Annotated in this window: 15 protein-coding genes; 8 read left to right on the forward strand and 7 right to left on the reverse strand. The window is 66.0% G+C overall.

The window, feature by feature from the left end:
- Positions 1 to 2 precede the first annotated feature (2 nt).
- The 6 genes from ACREB4_RS06110 (at position 3) to alkB (ending at position 8,806) form a co-directional block, all read left to right on the forward strand.
- Positions 3 to 3,179, forward strand: a complete 3,177-nt coding sequence (locus ACREB4_RS06110; protein ID WP_431587312.1) for an efflux RND transporter permease subunit — start codon at positions 3 to 5, stop codon at positions 3,177 to 3,179.
- A 2-nt stretch (positions 3,180 to 3,181) separates the two neighbouring features.
- On the forward strand, positions 3,182 to 4,672 hold the full coding sequence (locus ACREB4_RS06115; RefSeq protein ID WP_431587313.1) for an efflux transporter outer membrane subunit: 1,491 nt from the start codon (positions 3,182 to 3,184) through the stop codon (positions 4,670 to 4,672).
- A gap of 634 nt (positions 4,673 to 5,306) precedes the next feature.
- On the forward strand, positions 5,307 to 7,289 hold the full coding sequence (locus ACREB4_RS06120; protein WP_431587314.1) for an ABC-F family ATP-binding cassette domain-containing protein: 1,983 nt from the start codon (positions 5,307 to 5,309) through the stop codon (positions 7,287 to 7,289).
- Positions 7,290 to 7,311: 22 nt separating this feature from the next.
- Positions 7,312 to 7,770 (forward strand): MarR family winged helix-turn-helix transcriptional regulator, encoded by a 459-nt coding sequence (locus ACREB4_RS06125; RefSeq protein WP_431587315.1) that lies wholly within the window; start codon positions 7,312 to 7,314, stop codon positions 7,768 to 7,770.
- Between the two features lie 122 nt (positions 7,771 to 7,892).
- Positions 7,893 to 8,165: a hypothetical protein gene (locus tag ACREB4_RS06130; RefSeq protein ID WP_431587316.1), complete on the forward strand. Its 273-nt coding sequence runs from the start codon at positions 7,893 to 7,895 to the stop codon at positions 8,163 to 8,165.
- Positions 8,162 to 8,806 (forward strand): DNA oxidative demethylase AlkB, encoded by a 645-nt coding sequence (gene alkB / locus ACREB4_RS06135; RefSeq protein ID WP_431587317.1) that lies wholly within the window; start codon positions 8,162 to 8,164, stop codon positions 8,804 to 8,806. The genes ACREB4_RS06130 and alkB overlap by 4 nt, the downstream gene beginning before the upstream one ends.
- Here the strand turns inward: alkB and ACREB4_RS06140 are convergent.
- The 6 genes from ACREB4_RS06140 to ACREB4_RS06165 form a co-directional block, all read right to left on the reverse strand.
- Positions 8,783 to 9,685: a DNA-3-methyladenine glycosylase family protein gene (locus ACREB4_RS06140; protein WP_431587318.1), complete on the reverse strand. Its 903-nt coding sequence runs from the start codon at positions 9,683 to 9,685 to the stop codon at positions 8,783 to 8,785. The genes alkB and ACREB4_RS06140 overlap by 24 nt on opposite strands.
- Positions 9,672 to 10,388, reverse strand: coding sequence for a 2OG-Fe(II) oxygenase (locus ACREB4_RS06145; RefSeq protein WP_431587319.1), 717 nt, complete (start codon positions 10,386 to 10,388; stop codon positions 9,672 to 9,674). Before ACREB4_RS06145 ends, ACREB4_RS06140 begins: the two co-directional genes overlap by 14 nt.
- A complete protein-coding gene (gene ada, locus ACREB4_RS06150) occupies positions 10,385 to 11,452 on the reverse strand; it encodes a bifunctional DNA-binding transcriptional regulator/O6-methylguanine-DNA methyltransferase Ada (RefSeq protein ID WP_431587320.1) in 1,068 nt (355 codons plus the stop codon). The genes ACREB4_RS06145 and ada overlap by 4 nt, the downstream gene beginning before the upstream one ends.
- Positions 11,453 to 11,532: 80 nt before the next feature.
- Positions 11,533 to 12,192: a lysophospholipid acyltransferase family protein gene (locus ACREB4_RS06155; protein ID WP_431587321.1), complete on the reverse strand. Its 660-nt coding sequence runs from the start codon at positions 12,190 to 12,192 to the stop codon at positions 11,533 to 11,535.
- Between the two features lie 118 nt (positions 12,193 to 12,310).
- Positions 12,311 to 13,351, reverse strand: coding sequence for an ATP-binding protein (locus ACREB4_RS06160; protein ID WP_431587322.1), 1,041 nt, complete (start codon positions 13,349 to 13,351; stop codon positions 12,311 to 12,313).
- A complete protein-coding gene (locus tag ACREB4_RS06165; RefSeq protein ID WP_431587323.1) occupies positions 13,336 to 14,079 on the reverse strand; it encodes a response regulator in 744 nt (247 codons plus the stop codon). The genes ACREB4_RS06160 and ACREB4_RS06165 overlap by 16 nt, the downstream gene beginning before the upstream one ends.
- Positions 14,080 to 14,267: 188 nt before the next feature.
- Between ACREB4_RS06165 and ACREB4_RS06170 the strand changes: the two genes are divergently transcribed.
- Both ACREB4_RS06170 and ACREB4_RS06175 read left to right on the forward strand, forming a co-directional pair.
- On the forward strand, positions 14,268 to 15,008 hold the full coding sequence (locus ACREB4_RS06170) for a hypothetical protein (protein ID WP_431587324.1): 741 nt from the start codon (positions 14,268 to 14,270) through the stop codon (positions 15,006 to 15,008).
- A gap of 43 nt (positions 15,009 to 15,051) precedes the next feature.
- Positions 15,052 to 16,311, forward strand: coding sequence for an MFS transporter (locus ACREB4_RS06175; protein WP_431587325.1), 1,260 nt, complete (start codon positions 15,052 to 15,054; stop codon positions 16,309 to 16,311).
- 69 nt (positions 16,312 to 16,380) lie between these two features.
- On the opposite strand, the gene ACREB4_RS06180 is transcribed toward ACREB4_RS06175, so the two are convergent.
- Positions 16,381 to 16,920: a PadR family transcriptional regulator gene (locus ACREB4_RS06180; RefSeq protein WP_431587326.1), complete on the reverse strand. Its 540-nt coding sequence runs from the start codon at positions 16,918 to 16,920 to the stop codon at positions 16,381 to 16,383.
- Between the last annotated feature and the right edge of the window lie 2 nt (positions 16,921 to 16,922).

Consider the following 16,922-nt stretch of genomic DNA (forward strand, 5'->3'; position numbering starts at 1 on the left):
CCATGAACTTCTCCAGATTCTTCGTGAACCGCCCGATCTTCGCGGCGGTGCTGTCCATCCTGGTCTTCATCGCGGGGGTCATCGCGATCTTCCGCCTGCCGATCTCCGAGTACCCTGAAGTGGTGCCCCCCTCCGTGGTGGTGCGCGCCCAGTTCCCCGGCGCCAACCCCAAGGTGATCGCCGAAACAGTGGCCGCGCCACTGGAAGAGCAGATCAACGGCGTCGAGAACATGCTCTACATGTCCTCGCAGGCCACGACCGATGGTGCGCTCACGCTCACCGTCACGTTCAAGATCGGCACCAACGTCGAGCAGGCCGAAACCCAGGTGCAGAGCCGCGTGCAGCGCGCCCTGCCCCGCCTGCCCGAAGAAGTGCGCCAGATCGGCGTGACCACGGTCAAGAGCTCGCCCAACCTGACCATGGTGGTGCACTTGCTGTCCCCCAAGGGCACCTACGACGACGTATACCTGCGCAACTACGCCACGCTCAACATCAAGGACCGGCTGGCGCGCCTGCCGGGCATGGGTGATGTGCAAGTGTTCGGTGCGGGCGACTACGCCATGCGCGTTTGGCTGGATCCGCAAAAGGTCTCGCAACGCGGCCTGACCGCCGCCGACGTGGTGGCCGCCATCCGCGAACAGAACGTGCAGGTGGCCGCGGGTGTGGTGGGGGCGCCGCCCAACACCGGTTCGTCCTTCCAGTTGTCGGTCAATGCTTCGGGCCGCCTGTCGACCGAAGAGCAGTTCGGCGACATCATCGTCAAGACCGGCGGCGAAGGTGGCGTGACCAAGCTGCGCGACGTGGCCCGCATCGAACTCGGTGCCCAGCAGTACGCCCTGCGCTCGCTGCTGAACAACAAGCCGGCCATCGGCATGGGCATCTTCGAGGCGCCCAACGCCAACGCCCTGCAGTTGTCGGCCGACGTGCGCAAGCTCATGGGCGAGCTGAAGGCAGACTTCCCCGCCGACGTCGATTTCACCATCGTCTACGACCCGACGCAGTTCGTCAGCGCCTCCATCGACGCCGTGGTCCACACCCTGATCGAGGCCGTGGCCCTGGTGGTGATCGTGGTCATCGTCTTCCTGCAAACGTGGCGCGCGTCGCTGATCCCCTTGCTGGCCGTGCCGGTGTCCATCGTGGGCACCTTCGCGGTGCTGCTGGGTTTCGGCTTCTCGATCAACACGCTGTCGCTGTTCGGCCTGGTGCTGGCGATCGGCATCGTGGTGGACGATTCCATCGTGGTCGTTGAAAACGTCGAACGCAACATCGCCAATGGCCTGAGCCCGCACGACGCGACCATCCAGGCCATGAAGGAAGTGTCCGGGCCCATCATCGCGATCGCGCTGGTGCTGTGCGCGGTGTTCGTGCCCATTGCCTACGTGGCCGGCTTGACGGGCCAGTTCTACAAGCAATTCGCGCTGACCATCGCCATCTCGACGGTGATCTCGGCCTTCAACTCGCTGACCCTGTCGCCTGCCCTGGCCGCCGCGCTGCTCAAGCCGCACGACGCGCCCAAGGACAAGTTCGCCAAGGGCATGGACTGGGCTCTGGGGGGCTTCTTCCGCGTGTTCAACAAGGGCTTCGACCGCGCTTCGCACCGCTACTCCAAAGGTGTGGGCGGTGTGCTGAACCGCAAGGCCGCGACCATGGTGGTCTATGGCCTGCTGTGCGTGGCCACGTTCTTCGTGTTCAAGGCCGTGCCTTCGGGCTTCGTGCCCGCGCAAGACAAGCAGTACCTGGTCGGCTTCGCGCAGTTGCCTGACGCCGCTTCGCTGGACCGCACCGACGCCGTGATCCGCCGCATGTCCGACATCGCCAAGAGCGTGCCCGGCGTGAGCGATTCGGTGGCCTTCCCCGGCCTGTCGATCAACGGCTTCACCAACGCACCCAACGCCGGCATCGTGTTCTACACGCTGGACGACTTCGCCAAGCGCAAGGGCCCTGGCCTGTCGGGCGGCGAGATCGCAGCCGAAGTCAACAAGCGCCTGGGCGCCATCCAGGACGCCTTCATCATGGTCTTCCCGCCACCGTCGGTGAACGGCCTGGGCACCATCGGCGGCTTCAAGCTCTTCGTGGAAGACCGCGGCAACGTGGGTTACGACGAGCTGTACAAAGGCGTGATGGCGCTGCAGATGAAGGCTTGGCAGACGCCGCAACTGGCCGGCGTGTTCAGCAGCTACCAGATCAACGTGCCGCAACTGTTCGCCGACGTGGACCGCACCAAGGCCAAGCAGCTGGGCGTGCCGCTGGGCAGCATCTTCGACACGATGCAGATCAACCTCGGCTCGCTGTACGTCAACGACTTCAACAAGTTCGGGCGCACCTTCCAGGTGGTCGTGCAGGCCGACGCGCCCTTCCGCGCCAACGCCGAAGGCATCTCACAGCTCAAGACCCGCAGCAGCAACGGCCAGATGGTGCCCCTGGGCAGCCTGATGACGGTGACCGACTCATACGGCCCCGACCGCGTGCAACGCTACAACGCCTACGTGGCCGCCGACATCAATGGTGGCCCGGCCCCCGGCGTGTCGTCGGGCCAGGCACAGGCCATCATGGAGCAGATCGCCAAGGAGACCTTGCCCAAGGGCGTGAGCCTGGAATGGACCGACCTGACCTACCAGGAGATCCTGGCCGGCAACACCATGGTCTATGTGTTCCCGCTGTGCGTGCTGCTGGTCTTCCTGGTGCTGGCCGCGCAGTACGAAAGCTGGACGCTGCCGCTGGCCGTGATCCTGATCGTGCCGATGTCCATCCTGTGCGCGCTGGCGGGTGTCTACCTCACCCATGGCGACAACAACGTGTTCACGCAGATCGCGCTGTTCGTGCTGGTGGGGCTGGCGTCCAAGAACGCCATCCTGATCGTCGAGTTCGCCCGCGAGCTGGAGCATCAAGGCCGTGGCATCGTGGAAGCCGCGCTGGAAGCCTGCCACCTGCGTCTGCGCCCCATCTTGATGACATCCATCGCCTTCATCATGGGGGTGGTGCCGCTGGTGTTCTCCAGCGGTGCGGGCTCGGAAATGCGCCATGCCATGGGCGTGGCCGTGTTCGCCGGGATGCTGGGCGTGACCCTGTTCGGCCTGTTCCTGACCCCCGTGTTCTATGTGCTGCTGCGCAAGCTGGCGCAGCGTTTTGAAACGCCCAAGACCGCATCGGCCACAGCACTGCCTCTGGAGGCCCATTGATCATGAATCGCCCCTTTAAAAACACCCGAATAAGCCTGGTCCTGGCTCCCCTGCTGGCAGCCCTGGTGCTGGCTGGCTGCGCCACCGCGCCCACACCACCCGATGCCAAGATCGAGGTGCCGACCAGCTTCAAGGAGGGTGCACCCGACACCGCCATCCCTGCGCCGCAAGGCCAGTGGAAAGCGGCAGAGCCTTCCGAGGCTCAGGCGCGCGGCCAGTGGTGGCTGGCCTTCAACGATCCGGCGCTGAACCAGTTGCAGGATCGGGCCTTGGCCGCCAACCCCAACCTGGCCGTCGCCGCGGCGCGCGTCAAGGCGGCCCGCGCCCTCTTGCGCGGCGCGCAGGCCGATCGCCTGCCGCAGATCGGCGTCAACGCCGGTGTCGGCCGCGGCAAGTCCAGCGTGGTCGATGTGGGCGTGCCCCAAGGCACCAATGTGCCGGTCGGCACCGCCTGGCAAGCCGGCTTCACGGCCAGCTATGAAGTGGACTTGTTCCAGCGCGTGGCCAACAGCGTCGACGCCGCCACGGCCGATGCCGCTGCCAGCGAGGCCGCCTACCGCTCGGTGTTGCTGGCCCTGCAGGCCGATGTGGCGCAGACCTACTTCCAGCTGCGCACGCTGGACGCCGAGGTCGAATTGCTGAACCGCACGCTGGGCTTGCGCAACGAGAATCTGCAACTGACCGAAAAGCGCTACAAGTCGGGCGACATCTCCGAGTTCGACACGGCCCGTGCGCGCACCGAGTACAACACCACGCTGGCCGAGGCCCGTGGGCTGAAGGGCAACCGTGCCCAGGTCGAACACGCGCTGGCCTTGCTGCTGGGCCAGGCGCCTGCCGTCTTCACCGCGCCATCGGCACCCTTGACCTCGGCCTCGGTGGTGCCGGCCGTGCCGGCGGGCCTGCCCTCCGCGCTTCTGGAACGCCGTCCTGATGTGGCCGCCGCTCAAGCTCAGATGATGGCCTCGAACGCCCGCGTCGGCCTGGCCCGCTCGGCCATCTTCCCGGCCTTGAACCTGACGGCCAATGGGGGTTATGCCTCTTATGAGCTGTCCGATCTGTTCAAGTGGGATGCCCGCACTTGGCTGGTCAACGCTGTGCTGTCGATGCCGCTGTTCGATGGCGGACGCAACAAGGCCAACATCGCACGCGCCGAGGCCTCGCTCGAAGAGTCGGTGGCCAGTTATCGGCAGACCGTGTTGTCGGCCTTTGGCGATGTGGAAGACAAGCTGTCCAGCCTGTCGGCCGTGCGCAGCCAGACCGAAGCCTTGGACGAAGCCGTGGTCTCGGCGCGCCGCTCGGCCGATCTGGCGGACAAGCGTTACCGCGCTGGTGAAGACAGCTACCTGACGCTGATCGACACGCAGCGCAGCTTGTTGGCCATTGAGCGACAGGCGGTGCAGCTTCGCGGTGCTTGGGCGACGTCCACGGTGGGGCTGATCCGCGCTTTGGGTGGGTCTTGGGCGCCGGCTGTGTCGGTCGCCAGCAAGGACTGATGCGCTCCCATTGGTAGCGCGAGGCGGGGGGCTGGTGCGGCCTCCGTCAGGGCTTCAGGTGGGTGGTCCCGCGTTGCGGGACTGCCTTGCGATGCTCGCGCCGAGGTGGGGCCGTGGAACTCGCTTCGCGGCCTGCGGCCGCTGCGCTCAGACAACCACGGCCAGTCAGATAACGATGCACGCTGCGCGCGCCCACCTCGGCGCTGTGCTTCTCAGCACCCACCCAGGCGCCCCGCCGGAGGCCGCACCAGCCCTTTTCCCCGCCTCGCTGGTGGCCCAGCACGGTTCTTTTCCGTGCCACGCCACCAGCGAGGTGATCAGGGATGAGGCGGTGGCTGGCAGGGCGACTTCGGTGGCGTCGAGGAGCGCAGCCCGGGGCGGAAAAGGATCGTCCGTTGTTTGAGCCGCAGGCGAGTTTCGGACGATCCCCGCATCGGGCGAGCACCGCAGAGCAGTCCGCAGCGCAGTGAAGGACCGCCACCGCAGGAGCCCTGCCAGCCACCGCCTCATCCCACCTCGCGCTCCCACCAAAAGCGCCACCCCATCCAAACACCGCCTCATCAAAAGGCCCCAAAAAACGGCCCTTGATACACTGCCGCGCCGTCCCTGGCCGAATCCCGAGTTTCCGTTTCCCATGATCGTCATCAAGAACATCACCCTGCTGCGTGGCACCAAGGTCGTTTTACAGCAGGCCAATGCCACCTTGCACCCCGGCGAGAAAGTGGGCCTCATCGGCCGCAACGGCGCGGGCAAATCCTCCCTGTTCTCGCTGCTGGCTGGACGCCTGCAGCCCGACGCCGGCGACGTGGAAATCCCCGCGTCGTGGCTGAAAGCCGGAGGTCTGGCCGAAGTCGCCCAGAACATGCCGGAAACCGACGACCCCGCCACCGAATACGTCCTCCAGGGCGACGCCCGCCTCATGCTGGCCCGCGAAGAATTGGAACGCGCCGAGCAAGCCGAGGACGGCAACGCCATGGCCGAAGCCCATGCCGTGCTGGCCGAGGTCGGCCACTTCGACGCCCCCGCCCGCGCCCAAGCCCTGCTGTTGGGCCTGGGCTTTGCCGTCGAACAACTCGAAGCCCCCGTCAACAGCTTCTCCGGCGGCTGGCGCATGCGCCTGCAACTCGCGCGCGCACTGATGTGTCCCTCGCAACTGCTGCTGCTCGACGAACCCACCAACCACTTGGACTTGGACGCCCTCGTCTGGCTGGAAGCCTGGCTGCAAAAGTACGAAGGCACGATGATCGTCATCAGCCACGACCGCGAGTTCCTCGACGCCATCACCAAGGTCACCCTGCACCTGGACGAAGCCAAGCTGACCCGCTACACCGGCGGCTACACCGCCTTTGAATTCATGCGCGCCGAACGCATGAGCCAGCAATCGGCCGCGTTTTCCAAACAGCAAGACCGCATCGCCCACCTGAGCAAGTTCATCGCGCGCTTCAAGGCCAAAGCCTCGAAGGCCAAGCAGGCGCAAAGCCGCGTCAAGGCACTCGAACGCATGGAAAAGATCGCGCCCGTGCTCAGCGCCGCCGATTTCGACTTCGAGTTCCGCGAACCGCAAAGCCTGCCCAACCCCATGCTGGCCATGTCCGACCTGGAGTGCGGCTACCGTGGTGAAGACGGCGCCGAAACCATCATCGTGCGCGACATCAACCGCTCGGTCATGCCTGGCCAGCGCATCGGCATCCTGGGCGCCAACGGCCAGGGCAAGTCCACGCTGGTCAAGACGCTGGCCCACATGCAGCCGGCCATCAACGGCACCATCACCGAAGGCAAGGGCCTGAGCATCGGCTACTTCGCCCAGCAGGAACTGGACGTGCTGCGCCTGGACGAAGGCCCGCTGGAGCACATGGTGCGCCTGGCCCGCACGCAAGGCCCCGCCGGCCGCGAACAGGAACTGCGCGACTTCCTCGGCAGCTTCCGCTTCACCGGCGACATGGTCAACCAGCCCGTCGGCCTGATGAGCGGCGGCGAAAAAGCCCGCCTGGTGCTGGCCCTGGTCGTGTGGCAGCGCCCCAACCTGCTGCTGCTGGACGAACCCACCAACCACCTGGACCTGACCACCCGCGAAGCCCTGAGCATGGCGCTCAACGGTTTCGAAGGCACCGTGATGCTCGTCAGCCACGACCGCGCCCTGCTGCGCGAGGTGTGCGACGAGTTCTGGCTGGTCACCCACGGCGGCGTCCAGCCTTTCGATGGCGACCTGGACGACTACCAGAAGTGGCTGCAGGAGCAGAGCAAGCAGGTGGCCCAGGCCGCCCGCAAGGCCCGCGACCAAGGCAAGCAGGTCGCCAAGCAGCAACAGCAGGCCAAGGCCGTGGCCAAGGAATCGTCCGGTGAGGAACGCAAGGCTCATCAGGCGGCCCGCCAGAAACTGCTGGAACAGGCCAAGCCCTTGAAGAACGACCTCAAGAAGGTCGAGCAGCAAATGGCCACCCTGACCACCGAGCGGGACGACCTCACCACGGCATTGGGCGACGCCAAGCTGTCGGCCACCGACCGCGCCGAACAAGGCAAACGCCTCAAGACCGTCAGCGACCAGGTCGAAGCCCTGGAACACCGCTGGCTGGAACTCAGCGAAGCCATCGAAAAGCTCAATCCCGACGCGGCTTAAGACGGCGGGCTACCATTGCCCCATGTCCCACGCCGAGTCCGACGCCACGCCCATCGACCTGCTGAGCCTTGATCGCCAGTTGTGCTTTGCCCTGTATTCGGCATCGCTGGCGATGACCAAGCTCTACAAGCCCCTGCTCGCGCCGCTGGGCCTGACGTACCCGCAGTACTTGGTCATGATGGTGCTGTGGGAGCACCAGGACCTCACGGTCAACGACCTGGGCAAACGCCTGCAACTGGATTCGGGCACGCTCACGCCCTTGCTCAAGCGGCTTGAAACGGCGGGCCTGGTGCAACGCCAACGCGACCAGGAGGACGAACGCCGGGTGCGCATCACCCTCACATCCAAAGGCTGTGCATTGAAGGACCAAGCCCAATCGGTGCCCAAGTCCGTCGGTTGCCAGGTGAATTTGACGAACCAGGAACTGATGTCCTTGCGCACCACCTTGACCGAATTGCGTGAGCGTTTGAACCAGGGTTGAACCGTGACATTCCCCCGCAAATGGCCTGGAAATGCACCACAACCCTGTGCATGAGGGGTGCCAACGTTACACACGGCGCAGAGGTTCTGAGACGATGACATATCGTTACAAATCAAGCCTTCATGGCAAGCACTATGTGGATCCCCGAATCGCTGTACAAAGTACTGCCCTTCATCTACGCGTTGGCCGGTGCCGCCCTCATCCCACTGTTCGGTTTCAGCGGGCCCAGCATGCTGAGCGCCCTTCTGCTGCTGACCGCCTCGGTGCTGACCACCTTGTGGCGCTACCGCAGCCAGGAAGAAGTCCCGGCCGCGGCGCCCCTCAGCGCTAAAGACGAATGGGAAAAGCGCAAGGAACGCCGCACGGAGGCGATGCCGCTCGACGGCTTTCAGTGACCGAAGAGGCGCAGCAGGACCTGTTTGGCGCGGATGAACCACCGCGCATCGAACTGGCCGAAGGGTTCTTCCTGCTGAAAGCCTTCGTCGACACGGCGCCATTGCTGGCCCAGGTTCAGCAAGTGGCCGCCGCGGCCGCGTTCCGGCACATGCAGGTCGGTGGCGGCAAACAGATGTCGGTGGCCATGACCAACTGCGGTCCTTGGGGCTGGACCTCCTCGACCGCCGGCTACCGCTACAGCGCCACCGACCCGCAGACCGGCCGCCCCTGGCCCGCCATGCCCGCCCGCTTCATGGACCTGGCACAAAAAGCAGCGAGCGCGGCTGGCTTCCCCGGCTTCGAGCCTGACGCCTGCCTGATCAACCGCTACGCCAAGGGCGCCTCCCTGGGGCTTCACCAGGACCGGGACGAACGGGACCTGGGGCAACCCATCGTGTCCGTGTCCATCGGCGCCGAGGCGGTCTTTCAACTGGGTGGACTCAAGCGATCGGAGCCATTGCGCCAGTTGCCACTGCGCGATGGCGACGTGCTGGTCTGGGGTGGCCCCTCCAGGCTGCGATTCCATGGCGTCAAGGCGCTCAAGCCCCTGCCCGGTGGACCGGACACCCGCCACAACTTAACCTTCCGCAAAGCTCAGTGAAGCCCACAGGTGCGCCGCCACCAGCGAGCGCCAGGGCGAAAATGGCCTGAGCCAGGCCTCGGCGTGCGCGGCCGATAACTTGTCGGTGCTGGACAAGACGCGTTGCAAGGCATTGCGCACCGCCACATCGCCATGGAGCGATCCATCGGCATGGCCAAAGCCCCGCAGCAAGGTGTAGTTGACGGTCCAGGGGCCCACGCCCTTGATGGCCAGCAAGGTGGCCTCCACCCTGGCCACGTCCAGTGGCTCGGCCAACCAGTCGTCCAGGGGCAGGTGCCCGTCGTTCGCCAGCCGGCTGATGTTCAAGATCGTTTGCGTCTTGGCGACGGAAAACCTGGCCTCGCGCAACTGGTCTTCGCTCAGGCGCGCCACGTCCTCAGCGTCCGGGTGGCACCACAAGCCGCTGGAATGCCGCCGCCCGCCCAGCAGGATCAGGCGACGGCGCAATTGCGAGGCCACGCCCACATTGATCTGCTGGCCCGTCACGGCCCAGGTCAGCGCCTCGAAGGGCGTCGCCGCCATGGGGATGCGCAGGCCGCTTTGCGCCAGGACGATCGCGCCCAGCTCGGGGTGCTCGGCGTGGCGCGCCTCAAAGGCGTCCACGTCCAGGCGCAAGCCCAGCAGGCGCCTGGCCAGTTCATGCAGTTCGGGGGCTGACACGGTGCCCTTCGGGCCATCCACGGCCAAACTGCACACGGCGCGTCGGCCTTCCAGCGCGATCTCCAGCACGGCCGGAAGGCCGTTCAGCACGATGCCCTTGCGGAGGCGTTGGCCCTGCACGGACTCCGCCGTGGACTGCGTGTCGCGCCCGTGAAAGGCCAGCACATCGGCATGCCGGTAATTGGCCGGCAGGGCCAGCGTGCATTCAAGCCGCGTCATGGAAAATCACCCCCGCCGTGAAGCGTTGTCCGGCGGTCAACTCGCTGACGCCATGCCGCAGATTGACCCGGTAGCTGCCTCGCGTGCCCTGCACCGGTCGGTGGTGCACGGCGAAAACGACGCCTTCGCCCTGAAGCAAAGGCACCACGTGAGGCCGGCTTTGCATGCGCGGGCGCTGCTCCACCAGCACGAACTCGCCCCCTTCGAAATCCACGCCGGGACGCGACAGCAGGAAGGCCACCTGCAGTGGGAAGACATGGTCCCCGTAGAGGTCCTGGTGCAGGCAGTTGTAATCACCGGCGCCGTATTTCAAGATCAGGGGCGTGGGCCGGGTCTGGCCGGCCGCGTGGCAACGCGCCAGCATCGATTCAAGGTCCGGTGGGTAGCGCTCCGGCAAGCCCATGCGTTCATGCCAGTGGTTGGCCACGTGCACCAACTCGGGATAGAAGCCCTCACGCAGGGCCTCGATCACCGGGGGCAGCGGGTAGGCAAAGTAGCGGTATTCGCCCTGGCCAAAACCGTGGCGTCCCATGACCACGCGGCTGCGGTACCGCGCATCATCGTCATAGCCCGCGCTCAGGTCGGCGCATTCTTGCGCCGTGAGCAATGGCCCGGTCCGGGCAAAGCCCCGCTGGTCCAGGTCCAGGTGGATGCGTTCCCAGTCCAGGCTGGCGATGCGCGTGCGCCATGGCGTGACGCTCAAGATTCGCCGCCTTCCCGGCGCAGCAGTTCGGCCTTGCGTTCCACGCCCCAGCGGTAGCCGGCCAGCGCCCCGCCCGTCCGCACGACACGGTGGCAAGGGATGGCCAGCGCGATCTGGTTGTTGGCGCACGCGGAGGCCACGGCCCGCACGGCACCGGCCTGCCCCAGTCGCTGCGCCAGCTCGGAGTAGCTCACCGTCTGCCCACAGGGGATGGCCTGCAAGGCCTGCCACACCCGGCGTTGGAACGCTGTGCCCTGCACATCCAGCGGCAGGTCCAGCGATCCGCGGGGCAACTCGAGGTAGGCCAGGATCTGCCGCACCCACTGCTGGAAGGCCTCGTCGCCCGCTTCGAACGCCGCCTTGGGGTAGCGCTTTTGCAAGCTGGCGAGCAAGGCTTCTGGCTGGTCGGCGAACTCGATCGCGCACACGCCGCGCGGCGTGGCGGCCACCAACATCGGGCCCAAAGGGCTGGCCTCCACCGTGTAGCGGATCTGTTCGCCCGGGGCGCCTTGCCGATAGCGGGTGGGCGACATGCCCAAGGTGGCCCCGGCGTTTTCGTAAAAGCGGCCCGATGAACTGAAGCCGGCGTCGTAAATCGCCTCGGTCACCGACGAGGCTTCCTCCAGGGCCGGCCCCACACGGCGAGAGCGCACCGCCTGGTGGTACTGCCGGGGCGTGAGGCCCGTGGCGGCCTTGAAGACACGGTGAACATGGTGAGGACTCATGCCCACCCGCGCCGCCAGTTCGTCCAGCGATAGGCCCGATTCGCTTTGCTCGATGGCCTGGCAGGCCTGGAGCACCAGTTGCTGCCGTTGCGCCTCTTGCGACAAGCCATCCGGCTTGCAGCGCTTGCAGGCCCGGAAGCCCGCTTGGGCCGCCTCGGCCGTGGTGTCGAAAAACTCGACGTTCTGGCGTTTGGCGGGCCTGGCCGGGCAGGAAGGACGACAGTAAATGCCGGTGGTTTTCACGGCGAAAACGAAGTCGCCATCCCGCCGGGAATCCTTGGCCAGCACGGCCCCCCAGCGGTCTTCATCCTGGATGGCTTGCGCGACAGTGGTCTCCATGACCGCACCCCTTGTTGGCTGAGAAGGTCCCAGTATTGGCGTTCAAACCGCGCCGCGCACTCCGCCGCTTGCTTTCAAATTCAAGCCGCCGCGATCTCGCGGTCCATGCCCTGGATGCATTCTTGCATCTGCGCCCGACACCGCTCGATCAGCGCGGGCATGTCGTCCAGGCTCAGACCGGACGTCGGGATGGCGGGCAAGGACCGCACCTTGACCGTGCCGCTGCGCCAGCGGTTCAGGCGCATGTGGTTTTTGTAGTTGCTCGTGCACAGCGGGATGATGGGCACACCGGCATTGATGGCCATCTGGAAAGCACCCTTCTTGAAAGGCAGGAGGCCCTGGCCCAGGTTGCGCGTGCCCTCGGCGAACACCCAGATCGAGGTGTCCTTGTGCTGCAAGGTGTCGGTGGTCGTGAGCATGGCCTGTTTGGCCTGCTCGGCGTTGTCACGGTTGATCAGCACATTGCCCGCCAGCCAATAGATCTGCCCGAACAGCGGCACCCACTTCAGGCTCTTCTTGCCGATGGTCACCGTGCGCGGGGGCACCAGGCGCCCCAGCACGAAGAGGTCGAAGTTGGACTGGTGGTTGGCCACGATCACGCAGGAGCGCTGGTGTTGCATCAAAGCTTGCGCGTCCATCTCCAGCTTCAGGCCCAGGATGCGCAAGGCCGGCACCGAATAAATGCGCGCGCACAAGCGGCTGTTGTCAGGGTTGAAGGGGCGGGAAAGTCCGATCAACATGCCCAGTACGCCCGCTACCAGAAAGTGCACCGACATCAACAGCATTCGCACGGAATAAAGCATCTGATCGCCCATCGCAAGTCACAGGCGCGAAGTGTACGCGCCCGGCCATGGCCGATCAGCGCGGCAGGATCACGCTGGCGACGAGACCGCCGGCATCCCCATTGCGGAGCTGCAGCTGGCCCCGGTGATGCCGGGCAATGTCCTGGGCGATCGACAAGCCCAGCCCCACGCCACCGTGCTGGCGATTGCGGGAGCCCTCGACGCGGTAGAACGGCGCCATGACCTTGCCCAGTTCGTCCTCGGGCAGGCCTGCTCCCCGGTCGTGCACCTCGATGCGCAAGGTGTCCTGCGAATCGACCAGGCGCAATTCGGCGCACTGACCGTAGCGGATGGCGTTCTCGACCAAGTTGACCACGCAACGGCGCAGCGCCGAAGCCTGGGCCACCATGGGTTCCGCCCTGCCTGCCAAAGTCACCGTGTGGCCCAAGGCGACCTGGTCCTCGCGGATGCTGTCCAAGAGCGCGGTCACGTCCAGTGGCACGCGCTCTTCTGCATCGGCCGAACCGCGCAGGTAGTCCAATGTGGCCCGGATCATCTCGTCCATCTCGATGATGTCCTGCTGAAACTTGCGGCGCTGTTCCGGGTGCTCGATGCCTTCGGCGCGCAGGCGCAGACGGGTCAGCGGCGTGCGCAAGTCGTGCGACACCGCCGCCACGAAGCGGTCCCGGTCGTTCAGCTGCTGCTGGATCTGGGCCTGCATCTGGTTGAAAACCTGCGTGGCCTCGCGGCATTCCTTGGGGCCTTGCATGAGCAATGGCGGGCGGCCGATGTCGTGGCCCAGTTCCAGCGCCGCGTGCGCGAGTCGCTTGATGGGCTGCGACAGCCAACTGGCCCCCACCCAGGCGGCCAGGGCCACGGCGGTCAGGCGAATGGTGATGTCCAGCAGCAGGCCCCAATGCATCATCGGCGGCGGGCCGCCCAGTTCATCGGGGTGGTGATGGTGGTGGTGAGGCGGCGGCCCGGGCCGCAGCTCGAACATCATCGTGAGCGCCAGCGCGTGGCTGATGAGCGCGGTCACCAGCAACAGCAAGGCCAGCCGGCCGAACAGCGTCGCCGGCATCAAGCGCCGGAGCAAGCCCATCAGTGCGCGGGCCACGAAGCCTGTCCTTGCACCGTCTGGACATTGAACACATAGCCCTCGCCGCGCACCGTCTTGATCATGGTCGGGTCGCGCGGGTTGTCGTCCAGCTTCTGGCGCAGGCGCGACACCAGCAGATCGATGCTGCGCTCCACCGACTCCATCGAGCGGCCCCGCGCCTGCGACATCAGCTGGTCGCGGGTGAACAGCCGCCGCGGGGTTTTCAGGAAGGTCGAGAGCAACTGGAATTCGGCATTCGACAGCGGCACGACGAGGCCCTTGGGCGAGGTCAGACGCCGTTCGCTGCGGTGCAGCTCCCAACCGTCGAAGCGGATGAAATCCCCGCTGGCCTCCGTGGCGCGCTCTTCGGCCCCGCCTTTCACCCGGCGCAGCACCGTGTGGATGCGCGCCACCAGTTCGCGGGGCTCGAAAGGCTTGCTCATGTAGTCGTCGGCCCCCATCTCCAGGCCGATCACCCGGTCGATGGGATTGCCCCGCGCCGTCAGCATCACGATGGGAATGCGTGACTTGTGGCGCAGTTCCTGGGCCAGGGCCAGCCCATCCATGCCAGGCAATTGCAGGTCCAGCACGACCAGGTCGATGTGGCGCTCGTCAAGCTGCCGGCGCATGGCCGCGCCATCGCCCGCCGAATGCGCCACGAAGCCGAAAGTGGCCAGGTAGTCGCACAGCAAAGCGGTGATGCCATCGTCGTCGTCGACGACCAGGATGTGGGGGGCGTGGTTCATGGTGGAGGTTTCCCAAAGTACTTTAGGGGCCTGCCCGCACCGCGAAGAGCCTCAACAAGCGTGCAAAAGCCCTGCTGTTCATCTCCTCCAGCGCGCTTTGTACCAAGCCTGGTACACAGCAGCAATGCTGCGGCGACATGGCGCCTCAAGAATCCAAACACCCATCAACCTTTTCCAAAGGATTCACCATGAGCAGCATCAGCGGGGTCGGCAGCAGCGCCAGCGCCTGGTCCTCCATGAGCACTTCGCGCGCCTCACGGCAGCAGGAGATGTTCAACAAAGTCGACAGCGACGGCAGTGGCGGCGTCGATGCCACCGAGCTTCAAAGCATGCTCGACGACATCGCCAAGCACACAGGCACGGCCAGCAGCACCACGGCGGCCGATGCGCTGGCCAAGATGGACAGCAACGGCGACGGCAGCCTGGATTCGTCCGAAATGGAATCGGGCCTGAAAAACATCCTGCCCGAGCCTTCGTCGACCATGGCCTTTGCCAAGACGCGCCATGGCGAAGGCGGCCCGCAAGGCGCGGGGGGCCCTCCGCCGCCGCCACCGTCGGGCGGCACCTCGTCCACCGACAGCGACAGCGAGATCGACCCCTTGGACACCAACAAGGACGGCACCGTTTCGGAGCAGGAACGCGCCGCGGGCGACATGAAGGACGCCATCCAGGATCTGCTGAAAGCGGCCGACACCGACGGCGACCAGAAGATCAGCTCAAGCGAGTTCGACCAGTTCAAGGACATGCTCGGCCAGGCGGTGAACGAGCTGTCGTCATCGTCGTCTTCGTCCCAAAGCGACAGCGGCAGCGCCCAGCAGGGCTTCAGCCTGTCATCGCTGACCGACATGGTGCTGAAGGCTTACGCCAAGGCGGCCAGCCAGGCCGACTCGCTGCAAGGCACGGGCAGCACCCTCAGCGTGGCGGCCTGACCGTTGGGGAGAGGGGCTTTCACCCCTCTAGTAAAGTCCGGGCATGAGCAGTTCGATCGCCCCCAGCCCGACCCAAGATTTCCGGACCATCGGCCTCATTGGCCTGGCCCACGGCACCTCGCATTTCCACCACATGCTGCTGCCGCCCTTGTTCCCCTTGTTCATCCGCGACTTCGGGCTGAGCTATTCAGAACTGGGTTTGCTGGTCAGCCTGTTCTTCGTCATCTCGGGCATCGGCCAGGCCCTCGCGGGCTTCCTGGTGGACCGCGTGGGCGCGCGCCCCGTCTTGCTGGCCGCGCTGGGGTGCTTCGTGGCGGCTTCGCTGGCCGCCGCCTCGGCCCACAGCTACACCGGGCTGATGCTCGCCGCTGCGTTGGCCGGCCTGGGCAATGCCCCCTTCCACCCGGCTGATTTCACCATCCTGAACAAGCGGGTGTCCGCACCGCGCCTGGGCCACGCGTTTTCCGTGCACGGCATTTCAGGCAACCTGGGGTGGGCTCTGGCGCCCGTTTTCCTGATCGGCATCAGCACCTGGGCGGGCGACTGGCGCACCGCCTACCTGGCCACGGCCCTGGTCGGCGTGCTGGTGCTGGCCCTGTTGCTGCTCAACCGGGACGCCATCGACGACCGCGAAGGCAGTTGGGGGCACGAGCACGCGGCCCCCGCGCCCGGCAAGGCCGTGGTCAGCGCGCAGCTTGAACACCCCATGGCCTTCCTAAAGCTGCCCTCGGTCTGGCTGTGCTTCTCCTTCTTTTTCTGGACCACGGCCGCCATGAGCGCCATCCAGAGCTTTGCCAGCCCGGCTTTGTCGACCATCTATGGGCTGCCTGTGTCGGTCACCGCCTTCGTGGTGACCGGCTACATGCTGTGCGGTGCCGTGGGCATGGTGATTGGCGGCTTCCTGGTCGCGCGCGTGGTCCGGCTCGAGCGCACCATCGCGGCCGCCATGAGCCTGGCCGTCCTGCTGTTGCTCCTGACCGCCACCGCTTGGCTGCCAGCCTATGCCGCCATCAGTGCCGCGGCCCTGGCTGGGTTTGGCACCGGCCTGGCCGGCCCCTCGCGCGACATGCTCATCAAACGCGCCGCGCCTCCTGGCGCCACTGGCCGCGTCTATGGCACGGTTTACTCGGGCCTGGACCTGGGCTTCGCGGTGGCCGCCCCCGTGTTCGGCGCCCTGCTCGACCACCACCACCCGCGTGGCATTTTTTACGGCGCGGCGTTCGTCTTGGCTTTGGGCATTGCTTCGGCCAGCCTGGTGGGGCTCCGCCTCGCCCGCAGTGTCCGCGGCCCCGCGATGGCTTGAGTTTCAGCGCAAGACGCCGCCAAAAGTCCAGCACCTCGCGTCTCTTTGAAGCCGATGGGGCCTGCCAGGTCAGGGCGCGCCGCGCAGCATCTTCAATGCTTCGTGCGACCACTGCACCCAGCTTTGCTCGTACATGATCCCCGTCTTGAGGATCATGTGCTGGATCTGGGCTTCGCGGGTCAGCAGCTTGTCGGCCGGGAAGTCGCGCTTCTCGATGGCCCGGTAGGCCTGCAGCTTGGCCTCGTGCAGCGCCAGGCGGCGCTCGATTTCGACGTCCAGGCCCAAGGGCCCCATCACGGCCTCGGCGCGGAAGCGCACCATCAACTCGTCGCGCAGGTCCATGGGCTCGGAGGGCTCGCGCACCCAGCGCCGCAGTTCCTCGCGGCCGGCGTCCAGCACCCGGTAGAGGCGCTTGCGCGTCTTGCCACCATCGGGCGCGGCTTCGGATTCGATCCAGCCCGCCTTTTCCATGCGGGCCAGTTCGCGGTAGATCTGCTGGTGCGTGGCGTGCCAGAAAAATCCGATGGATTTGTCGAAACGTCGGGCCAGGTCATAGCCCGACGAAGACTTTTCAAGCAGCGAGGTCATCAAGGCATGCGACAAGGACATGC

Source organism: Aquabacterium sp. (assembly GCF_050725395.1).
Classification (GTDB): domain Bacteria; phylum Pseudomonadota; class Gammaproteobacteria; order Burkholderiales; family Burkholderiaceae_C; genus Aquabacterium.

What these genes read in the sequence shown, in the direction of transcription:
- ACREB4_RS06180 (WP_431587326.1), bottom strand. Translation starts at nt 16,920, where the DNA reads ATGTCCTTGTCGCATGCCTTGATGACCTCGCTGCTTGAAAAGTCTTCG.
- ACREB4_RS06130 (WP_431587316.1), top strand. Translation starts at nt 7,893, where the DNA reads ATGGCAAGCACTATGTGGATCCCCGAATCGCTGTACAAAGTACTGCCC.
- ada (WP_431587320.1), bottom strand. Translation starts at nt 11,452, where the DNA reads ATGGAGACCACTGTCGCGCAAGCCATCCAGGATGAAGACCGCTGGGGG.
- ACREB4_RS06115 (WP_431587313.1), top strand. Translation starts at nt 3,182, where the DNA reads ATGAATCGCCCCTTTAAAAACACCCGAATAAGCCTGGTCCTGGCTCCC.
- ACREB4_RS06125 (WP_431587315.1), top strand. Translation starts at nt 7,312, where the DNA reads ATGTCCCACGCCGAGTCCGACGCCACGCCCATCGACCTGCTGAGCCTT.
- ACREB4_RS06140 (WP_431587318.1), bottom strand. Translation starts at nt 9,685, where the DNA reads ATGACGCGGCTTGAATGCACGCTGGCCCTGCCGGCCAATTACCGGCAT.
- ACREB4_RS06170 (WP_431587324.1), top strand. Translation starts at nt 14,268, where the DNA reads ATGAGCAGCATCAGCGGGGTCGGCAGCAGCGCCAGCGCCTGGTCCTCC.
- ACREB4_RS06165 (WP_431587323.1), bottom strand. Translation starts at nt 14,079, where the DNA reads ATGAACCACGCCCCCCACATCCTGGTCGTCGACGACGACGATGGCATC.
- ACREB4_RS06110 (WP_431587312.1), top strand. Translation starts at nt 3, where the DNA reads ATGAACTTCTCCAGATTCTTCGTGAACCGCCCGATCTTCGCGGCGGTG.
- ACREB4_RS06120 (WP_431587314.1), top strand. Translation starts at nt 5,307, where the DNA reads ATGATCGTCATCAAGAACATCACCCTGCTGCGTGGCACCAAGGTCGTT.
- ACREB4_RS06175 (WP_431587325.1), top strand. Translation starts at nt 15,052, where the DNA reads ATGAGCAGTTCGATCGCCCCCAGCCCGACCCAAGATTTCCGGACCATC.
- ACREB4_RS06155 (WP_431587321.1), bottom strand. Translation starts at nt 12,192, where the DNA reads ATGTTGATCGGACTTTCCCGCCCCTTCAACCCTGACAACAGCCGCTTG.